Genomic DNA, 12050 nt, shown 5'->3' on the forward strand with positions numbered 1-12050 from the left:
TCTATTATAAATTTTTTAACGCTTCCTTTATTATGGTTTCCACATTAGCATCTGGTTGATTTTTGACAATTTTTTCCACGACACGTTCCGCTTGTTTCTTAGCAAAACCTAGTACCTCTAAAGCAGATAACGCTTCTTCTTTATTGGTATTGTCTTTGGTGACAGAAACTTCATCTATATCGTAAATCTTTAGAATTTTATCCTTTAAATCTAAAATGACCCGTTGTGCTGTTTTGACTCCAATCCCTTTAATGGATTGTATTAATGCAACATCACTAGTAGCTATGGCCTCCCGAACTTGTTTTGGAGTTAAAGAGGATAACATGGTACGGGCAATATTGGCACCGATACCACTAACGGAAATTAACAACCTAAAAATTTCCCGTTCTGCTAAAGACGAAAACCCATAAAGCGTATGGGAATCTTCCTTGACCTGTAAATGTGTAAATAATTTTAACTGCTCATTATCGGTAATTTGGGAAAAAGTATGTAATGAAATATTTAGCATATAGCCCACACCGTTACAATCTATAACAACATGTGTTGGATTTTTTTCAGTAAGTTTCCCTTGAATATGTGTAATCATTAAACCCCCAAGTTAGCCAATCAAATGTAATAAAATTATCTACAAAAACAGTTACTTTGCTTTAGCGTTTTCTTGCTCCCATTTTTCTTTATACTGGGCATCGATAACGGCAATGGCTGTCATGTTCACAATTTCATCTACACTGGCACCCAGTTGAAGGATATGAACTGGCTTACGCATTCCCATCATAATTGGGCCAATAGAATCGGCTTCATTCAATTCTTTTAACAATTTATAGGTAATATTAGCCGAATCTAAATTTGGAAATATTAATGCATTGACTTTTTTTCCAACCAATTTTGAAAACGGAAACCGTTCCCTGAGCATCTCATCATTTAAGGCGAAATCGGTTTGCAGTTCACCATCTACGACTAAATTAGGGTAATGACGGTGCAAATACGAAACAGCTTCCCTAACTTTTACCGCTTCAGCACTATTGGAAGACCCAAAATTAGAATGAGACACCATTGCTAATACGGGCTCCATCCCAAATAACTTAATAATACTTGATGTCATTTGTGCAATTTTGGCCAAATCTTTTGCTGTAGGGTTTATATTAATAGACGTATCGCTTAAAAACAACGGACCTCTTTTGGTCATCATGACGTTTGTGGCGGCAATTCGGGTTGCTCCTTGAGCTTTGCCTATTAATTCCAACATAGGTTTTACTACTGTTGGATAGCTACGGGAATATCCAGAAATTAAGGCATCAGCATCGCCTTCATTTACCATCATTGCAGCGAAATAATTTCGCTCTCGCATTAATTTTTGTGCAGAATATAAGGTAACCCCTCTTCGTTTACGCTGCTCCCAATACACTTTTGCATATTCATTTTTTCTATCGGTTTCCTCATCTGCTTTGGGATCAATAATTGTCACATCAGCATCAAACTCAATTTCTACCATTAGGCGTTCAATAGCTTCTTTTCTTCCCAATAAAATAGGTTGAGCTACGCCTTCCTCATAAACTATTTGAGCCGCTTTTAAAACATTTAATTGGTCAGCTTCGGCAAAAACAACTCGCTTTGGATTAGATTTCGCTCTGTTAATTAAAAGTCTTACTAATTTGTTATCAGAGCCCATACGGGTGAGTAACGTATCTTTATATCTATCCCAATCTGTAATTGGGTCTTGAGCAACACCACTTTCCATAGCAGCTTTTGCAACAGCCGGTGGTACTTCTACAATTAATCTAGGATCAAATGGTTTTGGTATAATGTAATCGTTTCCAAAAGCCAATCGGGTTTCTCCATAGGCAATATTAACCTGCTCTGGCACTGGCTCTTTAGCTAACTTGGCCAATGCTTTCACAGCAGCCATTTTCATAGCTTCATTAATTTTTGTAGCCCTTACATCTAAAGCCCCTCTGAAGATAAAAGGGAAGCCTAATACATTATTTACCTGATTAGGATGGTCACTACGACCTGTAGCCATAATAATATCCTTACGAGTAGACACAGCTAAATTATAGGCTATTTCTGGATTAGGGTTAGCCATAGCAAAAACAATAGGCTTTTTAGCCATAGATAACAACATTTCGGGAGATACTATGTTTGCTAAGGACAGACCAATAAATACATCGGCATCCTTCATAGCTTCTTCTAAGGTGTTTATTTTTCTATGAGTAGCAAACTCTGCTTTTTCACTTGACAGATTTTCCCTATCCATTCTAATAACGCCTTTACTATCCAGCATCACCATATTTTCACGTTTAACGCCACAGGCTTGATATAATCTTGAACATGATATTGCTGCAGCTCCAGCACCACTAATGACTATCTTTACTTTTTCTAATTTCTTGCCTGCTAATTCTACCGCATTGATTAAAGCAGCTGCCGATATAATCGCCGTACCGTGCTGATCATCATGCATTACGGGAATATCCAGTTCTTCCTTAAGACGCCTTTCAATTTCAAACGCTTCAGGAGCTTTAATATCCTCAAGGTTAATCCCTCCAAATGTGGGGGCAATATTCTTAACGGTCTCTATAAATTCATCGACATTTTCAGTATTGACTTCAATATCGAATACATCTATATCGGCAAATATTTTAAATAATAGCCCTTTACCTTCCATAACAGGCTTTGAAGCTTCTGGGCCAATATTCCCTAAACCTAAAACCGCTGTTCCATTGGAGATTACAGCTACCAAATTGCCTTTGGCTGTATATTTATAAGCTTTGTCTTTATCTTTTTCAATTTCTAGACAAGGCTCTGCAACACCAGGGGAATAGGCTAAAGACAAGTCTCTTTGGCTAGCATATTTTTTGGTGGGAACGACTTTTATTTTTCCAGGGGTGGGTTTGGCATGATATATAAGGGCTTCTCTGCGTTTACTTTCTTCGCTCATAAGGATTATTTTTATGAATTTACAAAGATAACAATCCTGCTTTTGTCATCATTATTCTTTTAAAAAATTGATATTACGTTTTAATCCTGAAAACTTAGTACGCTTTACAGCCGATTTTTTAAACACCTTCCTAAAAGTCTCTTCGGTGATTTCTTCCCATTCTTTTTTATTCATAGATAATAATTCTGGATACGGGTTGAAAAGAGGCTCATCATGTGGTTTGGAAAATCGGTTCCAAGGACATACATCTTGGCATACATCACAACCAAACATCCAACCGTCCATTTTACCCTTAAACGCTGTTGGAATATTTTCTTTTAACTCAATGGTTAAATAAGATATACATTTACTACCGTCTACAACATAAGGTTGGATTATGGCTTCTGTTGGGCATGCATCAATACAAGCGGTGCAGGTGCCACAATGATCGGTAGATGGTGTGTCGTAGTCCAACTCTAAGTCAATAATGAGTTCGGCTATAAAATAAAACGACCCTACTTGTTGGGTGATTAGATTACTATGTTTACCCATCCAGCCCAAACCACTTTTAGCAGCCCATGCCTTATCGAGCACTGGTGCCGAGTCTACAAAAGCACGCCCATTAACTTCTCCTATTTCCTGTTGAATAAATTGCAATAAAGATTTGAGTTTATCTTTTATCACAAAATGATAATCGGTGCCATAGGCGTATTTTGACAACTTAAAGCTTTCCAGTTTTTGCTTTTTCAAAGGATAATAATTTAAAAGCAGTGAAACGACACTTTTAGAACCTTCCACCAATTTGGTAGGATCCAAACGCTTATCGAAATGGTTTTCCATATAACGCATTTCTCCATGCATTCCTCTATTTAACCAGTTTTCCAGTCTAGATGCTTCGCCCTCTAAAAACTCAGCTTTGGAAATCCCACAAGACAAAAAACCGAGGCGTTTGGCTTCGGTTTTAATAAGTTGTGTATATTGGGTTTTTGAGTTCATAGTTCATGATCACCTGAAACCAATTTAGGGTGACACGTTGTGTCAAAACAAACCGCCTTGAATATTGCCTTTTATTCTACCTAAATGTTTATATGCAAGTTCTGTAACCTCACGCCCACGCGGGGTGCGCATAATAAAGCCTTGTTGTATCAAAAAAGGTTCATAGACTTCTTCTATAGTTTCTGGGCTTTCACTAACGGCTGTGGCTATTGTGTTAATCCCCACCGGCCCACCTTTAAATTTATCGATGATAGTCGAAAGGATTTTATTGTCCATTTCATCCAAACCATGAGCATCTACGTTCAAAGCTTCTAAAGCAAATTTGGCAATTTTAATATCGATAGTTCCATTACCTTTTATCTGGGCAAAATCACGCACACGTCGTAATAGAGCGTTCGCAATTCTTGGTGTCCCTCTACTTCGGCCTGCTATTTCTATTGCGGCCTCCATTGAGATAGGAACATTTAGAATATTGGCACTACGCTGAATGATTGTGGTCAATAACTCCGTATTGTAATACTGTAATCGACTTTGAATCCCAAAACGTGCCCGCATTGGCGAGGTTAACAATCCCGACCTCGTAGTAGCCCCCACCAAAGTAAACGGATTCAAATTTATTTGCACTGTTCTTGCGTTAGGACCCGTTTCTATCATGATATCGATTTTATAATCTTCCATGGCCGAATACAGGTATTCTTCAACTATAGGGCTTAATCTATGTATCTCATCTATAAATAATACGTCACGCTCTTCCAAATTGGTAAGCAGCCCTGCCAAATCACCTGGTTTATCCAATACTGGTCCTGAAGTGACTTTAATACCTACATCCAATTCGTTGGCTAGTATATGGGCCAAGGTTGTTTTTCCCAATCCTGGAGGGCCATGAAACAAGGTATGGTCTAGGGCCTCTATACGTAAATTTGCTGCTTTAACAAATACCTGAAGATTTTCCAACACTTGGTCTTGTCCCGTAAAATCATCAAAAGATAAGGGTCTTAATTTTTTTTCTACATCAATTTCTTCAGGAGAAAAATTTTCGTTTGTTGGATTTAAATTTTCGTTCATAAGAGATTCTTCACTTCGTTCAGAATTACATATAAAAGTGATTACACTGAAATACCTTTCCTGTCCACCAGTCAGGAATTCAGCATGAACAAATATAACGAAAAAGCCTTTCCTAAATGGAAAGGCTAGTATCTTTTACACAGAGATTAATCACTCCACTGTGTTTATTTTATATAACATACTAATGTTGCAATTCTTCTTCACCGTCCTTAAGCGGTATATTTTGAGGCACGAAATCGTCATCATGTCCAGGTTTACTATAATCGTATGACCAACGATGTACATGAGGAATTTCACCTTCCCAGTTACCATGAATATGTTTAATGGGTGCTGTCCACTCCAAAGTAGTCGATCTCCAAGGGTTTTGAACTGTTTTCTTTCCAAAGAATATACTTCCGAAGAAGTTATATAAATAAACAATTTGAACAACCCCTCCTATTAAAGCAAAAATGGTAATAATAACATTTACATTGGCCAGATCGTCGAACAATGGGAAGTTACTATTAGTATAATAACGCCTTGGCAAACCTGCCATGCCTATAAAGTGCATTGGGAAGAAAACACCATAAGCACAAACCGCGGTTACCCAAAAATGAATATATCCCAAATTTTTGTTCAACATTCTACCAAACATTTTAGGAAACCAGTGGTAAATACCAGCAAACATTCCATATAAAGCCGAAATACCCATTACTAAATGGAAGTGTGCTACCACAAAGTATGTATCATGAACATTAATATCTAATGCGCTATCACCCAGGATAATCCCTGTTAAACCTCCTGTAATGAATGTAGACACAAAACCAATAGAGAATAACATAGCGGGGTTCATCTGTAAATTACCTTTCCATATGGTGGTAATCCAGTTAAAGGCTTTTACCGCTGATGGAATAGCAATTAATAAAGTAGTAAATGTAAATACAGATCCTAGGAATGGGTTCATACCAGAAACAAACATGTGGTGACCCCATACGATAGTTGATAAAAAGGCAATAGCTAAAATAGATGCAATCATCGCTCTGTAACCAAATATCGGCTTACGGGAATTGGTTGCCATAATCTCAGAAACCAGTCCCATAGCAGGCAGTATTACAATGTAAACCTCTGGGTGCCCTAAAAACCAAAATAGGTGTTCGAACAATACTGGAGACCCCCCTTGGTAATGCAAAACTTCACCTTGAATAAATATATCTGACAAGAAAAATGAGGTACCAAAACTTCTATCCATTATCAGCAAAAGCGCTGCAGATAATAATACTGGGAATGATACCACACCAATAATTGCCGTAATAAAGAAAGCCCATATAGTTAACGGTAATCTTGTCATAGACATCCCTTTTGTACGTAAATTGATTACGGTAACAATATAGTTAAGCGATCCTAATAATGAAGAGGCAATGAAAATAGCCATAGAAACCAGCCATAAAGTCATCCCCATACCAGAGCCACCCTGTGCCATTGGTAGGGCACTTAATGGAGGATAAATAGTCCATCCTGCCGCTGCAGGCCCAGCTTCAACAAATAAAGAAATTACCATAACCACACTAGACAGGAAAAATAACCAATAGGATACCATGTTAAGGAATCCTGACGCCATATCGCGAGCACCAATTTGCAATGGAATTAACAAATTACTGAACGTACCACTCAAACCAGCTGTTAATACAAAAAACACCATTATGGTTCCATGTATAGTAACTAAAGCCAAATAAATATCGGCATCCATAACACCGTCTGGTGCCCATTTACCTAATAAAGCTTCAAATAACAAATTGGGCTCTTCGGGCCACGCTATTTGCATACGGAACATTAATGACATTATAACACCTATAACACCCATGATGGTACCTGTAATGAGGTACTGTTTGGCAATCATCTTATGATCCTGACTAAAAATGTATTTAGTTACAAAAGTTTCTTTATGATGATGTCCATGGTCGTCGTGAGCGTGAGTATCTGCGTGTGCTGACATAATCTTATATCGTTTTTATCTTTTTAGTTAATTAGAGAGTTTTTAAATTCTTTTTGCTCTTTTAGCCAAGCTTCATATTCCTCTTGGGTTTCCACTACTATTTTCATTTGCATGTTGTAATGTGATTTACCACAAATCTTATTACAAATTAATAGGTAATCGAACTCATAGCGATCTAAAGCCTCTTCTCCTTTTGCTACAAGTGCTTTGCTATTTTCAACTCTTATTCTATTGATATTGGCAACTTTTTCAACCATTTCTGGTGTTTGTCTCATTTCAGCAGTAGTCTTTGTAGGTGTAAAGCCAAATTGGGTAATCATACCTGGCACACAGTTCATTTGTGCTCTAAAATGGGGCATGTAAGCCGAGTGCAATACATCTTGTGAACGCATCTTAAACAATACTGGACGCCCTACAGGTAAGTGTAACTCGGTAGTGATGATATCGTCCTGCGCATTCGGATCAGATTCGTCCAACCCTAAGATATTAGCTCGATCTATGTCTATTAAACGTACATTTGCTTTTCCTAGGGTATTATCTGCACCGCCGTATCTGGCTTTCCAGTTAAACTGTTGTGCATATAACTCCACTACTAATGGATCATCACTTTCATCAACACCCATAATATTTATCCAAGTATTTAATCCGTAGATAATCAAACCTGCCAAAACAATTACTGGAATGATGGTCCAAATGGCTTCAAGCTTATTGTTATCGGCAAAGAACAAAGCTGTTTTACCTTTTTCTCCTTTGTATTTAAAAGCGAAGTAGTGTAATAAAAATTGGGTAATCGTTTGAACAATAAAAATGATGACTAAAGATACAATCATAAGATTGTCTATAGTCGGGCCATGTTCTGAAGCCGAATTAGATAATAATGGTAAATCTCCCCATTTTACACAACAAACAATAGTAATGATGTAGATGAAGGCTAGAAAGCCCATCATGATGTAACCATTTACGATATTATCCTTATCTGTAGCTACTCCAGGGGTGGTATTTTCAGTTCTAGCTTGAGCCAAATCGAAAATCTTTACCATTTGCCAAATGGCAATTAAAATAAATACTAAAACTATTATGGTTAATAAAGTAGTCATTGTTATCGTTCTTCTTTATTTAAATCTTTATATTAATAATGAAACTCTTCGCTTTCCTTTTTAAAAGGGTATCTCTGTACCAATAATGGTGCCTTGGTTAACGCTGTAAACACAATAAATATGAACAAACCAGCGAAAAGTAAAATGGAGCTTATTTCTGGAATCCCAATAAACCATCTGTCTCCTACGGTTGCTGGCATAATCATATTAAAAATATCAACATAATGACCAAACAATATCACGATACCTGTCATAACCACAAACCAAGGAATACGTTTGTAATCTGCATTCATTAACATTAATATAGGGAATACAAAGTTTAAGACCACCATGCCTAAGAATGGTAATTTGTAATCGTTAAAACGAGACACAAAATAGGTTACCTCTTCTGGGATGTTCGAATACCAAATCAACATGAATTGTGAGAACCAAAGATAAGTCCAAAAAATACTCATGGCAAACATAAACTTAGCGACATCGTGCAAATGGTTTTCGTTTACAAACTCTAAATAACCTCTCGATTTTAAGTAAATAGACATTAAGGCTATAACGGTTATACCACTAACAAACATGCTAGCAAATACATACCATCCAAATAAGGTAGAAAACCAATGCGGGTCAACACTCATAATCCAGTCCCAAGACATCATAGACTCCGTATAAATGAAGAATACTAAAAATCCAGCAGACCAACGAAATGCTTTTTTAAAGTTACTATTGTTTTCAGCGGTATCTTGTGCTATAGAATATTTACGAGAGATATATCTGTAAAAACTCCATCCACCAATAAACACTAATGCTCTAATAATAAATCCTGTTTTATTTAACCAGCCTGATTTACCTGCAACCAATTTATCAAAATGCTCACTTTCTGGATTTACCATGTCTGGATTCATCCAAACAAATAAGTGATCACCTGCTAAAATAGCTATAGCCAATACAATTAAAGCTCCCGGTAATAAGTAAGACGTAATCCCTTCCATAACCCTAAACAACACTGGAGACCAACCTGCCTGTGATGCAATTTGAATAGCATAAAAAGCCAAAACACCAAGAGCAATCATCATAAAGAAAAATGCGGCTACATAAAGTGCAGACCAAGGTCTATTATGAATTTGGTGCATCACATGCTCCACATGTTCTTTATGTGAATCAACCTCTTCATGAGCTTCATCAGTGCCATGTGTGTCTTGTGATGGAGCAGTTGCATGTGCATCAGTTTCACCGTGACTTCCACCATGATGTGCTTCTTCTGCAGCTATTAAATGCTCAACTTCTTCAAACGATTTATGAGATGTCATAAAACCATATCCAACACCCAACAGACCTAAAACCATTAGAATGATTGAAAATGTCTTTAATTTATTTGAAAATGTGTACATATCTATATAATCTTTCGTCTTACTTTTCTAAATCAGTTTTCAATTTTAAAACATAGGCCACAACTTGCCAACGCTCTTCTTCATTTAACTGATTGGCATAACTTCCCATCGCATTTTTACCATAATAAATAGTATGGTAAATACTCCCTTCAGTTATTGCTCGCCCAGCATCATCGTAACTAGGAATGCCTAATATTTTTTCACGCTTTACCAAATTTCCTTGTCCGTCACCTTTGTTACCATGACAAATACCACAGTAGATATCATATAGTGCTTTACCTCCAGCCAAATCAACCTGAGTTGAATCTAACGGACTAGTCAATGTAGCTTTTGCTAATTCATAGCCTTCTGTAGAATTTTCCAAATCAAAAGGAATATGACCTCTGGCTACAGAGCCTTCAGCTGGTAATTGTGCTTCAACACCGTTACGGAAAGCCGCTTCACCATAAGTTTCATATCCCACAGATTCATACATATTGGGCATAAACTGATAGTTTGGTGCGGTATCTTTTTTACATGACACAGCCACGAATACGACTGCCACTACTAATATTTTAATTAAGCTTCTCATCTGGTTTATTAATGCGCTTTATCAATTAAATTTACTTCTACAGCTCCTGTTTCCTTTAACAAGCTTGCAAGAGCTTCTTCATTTCCATGTACTGCTATCTCCATTAAAAAATGATCGTCTGTAGTTCTTGGATCTGGATTTTCAGCTTTCTTAAATGGCCACATTCTACTACGTAAGTAAAAGGTAATTACCATTAAGTGAGCTGCAAAAAATACAGTTAACTCGAACATGATTGGCACAAAAGCAGGCATATTTTCCAAATAACTAAAACTTGGTTTACCACCTATGTTTTGAGGCCAGTCTTCAATCATGATAAAATTCATCATTACAATTGCAACTGTAAGACCAACCAAACCATACATAAAGGAAGTAATGGCAATTCGTGTTGGTGCCAATCCCATAGCTTTATCCAAACCGTGTACAGGAAATGGTGTATATATTTCTTCTATATGATGTCTCTCTGCTTTAATTTTCTTAACTGCAGACATCAAGATATCATCATCGTTATAAATAGCGTGAATTACTTTTGAAGCTTCCATATGCTACCTTAATTTTTTGTTTGGTTATTACTTCCAGAAGTTCTTTCATCAGAGCCCGCTCCTACTAGGCTTTTACCTGCTTCTCTCAACTTTTTATATTTCTCTCCAGAAGATTTTAAAATGGTTTTTACCTCAGCTTGTGCTATTACAGGAAACGTTCTAGAATATAATAGGAAAAGCACAAAGAAAAACCCTATAGTTCCAATAAATATACCTATATCTACGAAGGTAGGTGAGAACATCGTCCATGATGATGGTAAATAATCTCTGTGCAACGACGTTACAATAATTACAAAACGCTCAAACCACATACCTATATTTACTACAATTGAGATTATGAAAGAGAACATGATACTTGTTCTTAACTTTTTGAACCACATAAACTGTGGGGAGAATACGTTACAAGTCATCATGGCCCAGTAAGCCCACCAGTAAGGCCCTGTTGCTCTATTCAAGAAGGCATATTGCTCATACTCTACACCTGAATACCATGCAATAAACAATTCAGTTATATAAGCCACCCCTACAATTGAACCTGTAATCATGATTACGATATTCATTAATTCAATGTGCTGCACCGTTATATAATCTTCTAGGTTACACACTTTACGCATGATGATAAGCAGGGTGTTTACCATAGCAAATCCCGAGAATACCGCACCTGCAACGAAATATGGCGGGAATATAGTGGTATGCCATCCAGGGATTACCGAAGTAGCAAAGTCAAACGATACAATAGTGTGTACAGAAAGCACTAAAGGGGTTGCCAAACCTGCCAAGACTAATGAAACTTCTTCAAAACGTTGCCAGTCTTTAGCACGACCTGACCAACCGAAGCTCAATAATGAATATATTTTCTTTTGAAATGGTTTTATTGCCCTATCACGAATCATGGCAAAATCTGGTAATAAACCTGTCCACCAGAACACTAAAGAAACCGATAAATAGGTTGAAATCGCAAATACATCCCAAAGAAGAGGTGAGTTAAAGTTTACCCAAAGCGAACCAAACTGGTTTGGTATTGGTAATACCCAGTAACCTAACCAAGGTCGTCCCATATGAATAATTGGAAACAGTCCCGCTTGAATTACCGAGAAAATCGTCATGGCCTCGGCAGAACGGTTAATAGCCATTCTCCACTTTTGGCGGAACAACAATAGCACTGCAGAAATCAATGTCCCTGCGTGACCAATACCTACCCACCAAACAAAGTTAGTAATATCCCAGGCCCATCCTACGGTTTTATTTAAACCCCAAGTTCCAATACCTGTAGATATCGTATAAATGATACATCCAATACCCCAAAGAAAAGCGGCTAGTGAAATTCCAAAAACTATCCACCAATGTTTATTTGCTTTTCCTTCTACAGGTTTTGCTACATCCACAGTGACGTCATGGTATGATTTTTCGCCTGTAACTAAAGGTCTTCTAATAGGTGCTTCGTAATGAGACGCCATATTTTATTGTTTAAATGTTTATTGCTTAAAGATTAAAAGTTGTTATACTTCTAACTT

At 37.1% G+C, this 12050-nt stretch carries 10 protein-coding genes; all 10 read right to left on the bottom strand.

Going from position 1 to position 12050, the window contains the following annotated elements:
- Nucleotides 1-4: 4 nt before the first annotated feature.
- The 10 genes from ruvA to nrfD all read right to left on the bottom strand — a co-directional run bounded on the left by ruvA (nucleotide 5) and on the right by nrfD (nucleotide 11993).
- Complete coding sequence (gene ruvA / locus MR053_RS01605; protein ID WP_242130749.1) at nucleotides 5-586, bottom strand: Holliday junction branch migration protein RuvA; 582 nt, start codon at nucleotides 584-586, stop codon at nucleotides 5-7.
- Between the two features lie 51 nt (nucleotides 587-637).
- Nucleotides 638-2935, bottom strand: a complete 2298-nt coding sequence (locus tag MR053_RS01610; protein ID WP_242130750.1) for an NADP-dependent malic enzyme — start codon at nucleotides 2933-2935, stop codon at nucleotides 638-640.
- A 51-nt stretch (nucleotides 2936-2986) separates the two neighbouring features.
- On the bottom strand, nucleotides 2987-3910 hold the full coding sequence (queG, locus tag MR053_RS01615; protein WP_242130751.1) for a tRNA epoxyqueuosine(34) reductase QueG: 924 nt from the start codon (nucleotides 3908-3910) through the stop codon (nucleotides 2987-2989).
- A gap of 42 nt (nucleotides 3911-3952) precedes the next feature.
- Nucleotides 3953-4975: a Holliday junction branch migration DNA helicase RuvB gene (gene ruvB, locus MR053_RS01620; RefSeq protein ID WP_242130752.1), complete on the bottom strand. Its 1023-nt coding sequence runs from the start codon at nucleotides 4973-4975 to the stop codon at nucleotides 3953-3955.
- 181 nt (nucleotides 4976-5156) lie between these two features.
- Entirely contained in the window at nucleotides 5157-6947 is a 1791-nt protein-coding gene (locus tag MR053_RS01625; protein WP_242130753.1) for a cytochrome c oxidase subunit I, read from the bottom strand.
- A gap of 23 nt (nucleotides 6948-6970) precedes the next feature.
- On the bottom strand, nucleotides 6971-8044 hold the full coding sequence (locus MR053_RS01630; protein WP_242130754.1) for a cytochrome c oxidase subunit II: 1074 nt from the start codon (nucleotides 8042-8044) through the stop codon (nucleotides 6971-6973).
- Between the two features lie 32 nt (nucleotides 8045-8076).
- Nucleotides 8077-9426, bottom strand: a complete 1350-nt coding sequence (locus MR053_RS01635) for a quinol:cytochrome C oxidoreductase (protein WP_242130755.1) — start codon at nucleotides 9424-9426, stop codon at nucleotides 8077-8079.
- A gap of 19 nt (nucleotides 9427-9445) precedes the next feature.
- Complete coding sequence (locus MR053_RS01640) at nucleotides 9446-9997, bottom strand: c-type cytochrome (RefSeq protein ID WP_242130756.1); 552 nt, start codon at nucleotides 9995-9997, stop codon at nucleotides 9446-9448.
- A gap of 8 nt (nucleotides 9998-10005) precedes the next feature.
- On the bottom strand, nucleotides 10006-10536 hold the full coding sequence (locus tag MR053_RS01645) for a DUF3341 domain-containing protein (RefSeq protein ID WP_242130757.1): 531 nt from the start codon (nucleotides 10534-10536) through the stop codon (nucleotides 10006-10008).
- A gap of 8 nt (nucleotides 10537-10544) precedes the next feature.
- Nucleotides 10545-11993, bottom strand: coding sequence for an NrfD/PsrC family molybdoenzyme membrane anchor subunit (gene nrfD, locus MR053_RS01650; RefSeq protein WP_223551446.1), 1449 nt, complete (start codon nucleotides 11991-11993; stop codon nucleotides 10545-10547).
- Nucleotides 11994-12050 lie beyond the last annotated feature (57 nt).

It is taken from the genome of Aestuariivivens marinum (assembly GCF_022662175.1).
GTDB classification, from domain to species: Bacteria; Bacteroidota; Bacteroidia; order Flavobacteriales; family Flavobacteriaceae; genus Aestuariivivens; species Aestuariivivens marinum.

Bases quoted from the DNA above. Each gene is read 5' to 3' on its own strand.
- ruvA (WP_242130749.1), bottom strand. From the start codon at position 586: ATGATTACACATATTCAAGGGAAACTTACTGAAAAAAATCCAACACAT.
- MR053_RS01610 (WP_242130750.1), bottom strand. From the start codon at position 2,935: ATGAGCGAAGAAAGTAAACGCAGAGAAGCCCTTATATATCATGCCAAA.
- queG (WP_242130751.1), bottom strand. From the start codon at position 3,910: ATGAACTCAAAAACCCAATATACACAACTTATTAAAACCGAAGCCAAA.
- ruvB (WP_242130752.1), bottom strand. From the start codon at position 4,975: ATGAACGAAAATTTAAATCCAACAAACGAAAATTTTTCTCCTGAAGAA.
- MR053_RS01625 (WP_242130753.1), bottom strand. From the start codon at position 6,947: ATGTCAGCACACGCAGATACTCACGCTCACGACGACCATGGACATCAT.
- MR053_RS01630 (WP_242130754.1), bottom strand. From the start codon at position 8,044: ATGACTACTTTATTAACCATAATAGTTTTAGTATTTATTTTAATTGCC.
- MR053_RS01635 (WP_242130755.1), bottom strand. From the start codon at position 9,426: ATGTACACATTTTCAAATAAATTAAAGACATTTTCAATCATTCTAATG.
- MR053_RS01640 (WP_242130756.1), bottom strand. From the start codon at position 9,997: ATGAGAAGCTTAATTAAAATATTAGTAGTGGCAGTCGTATTCGTGGCT.
- MR053_RS01645 (WP_242130757.1), bottom strand. From the start codon at position 10,536: ATGGAAGCTTCAAAAGTAATTCACGCTATTTATAACGATGATGATATC.
- nrfD (WP_223551446.1), bottom strand. From the start codon at position 11,993: ATGGCGTCTCATTACGAAGCACCTATTAGAAGACCTTTAGTTACAGGC.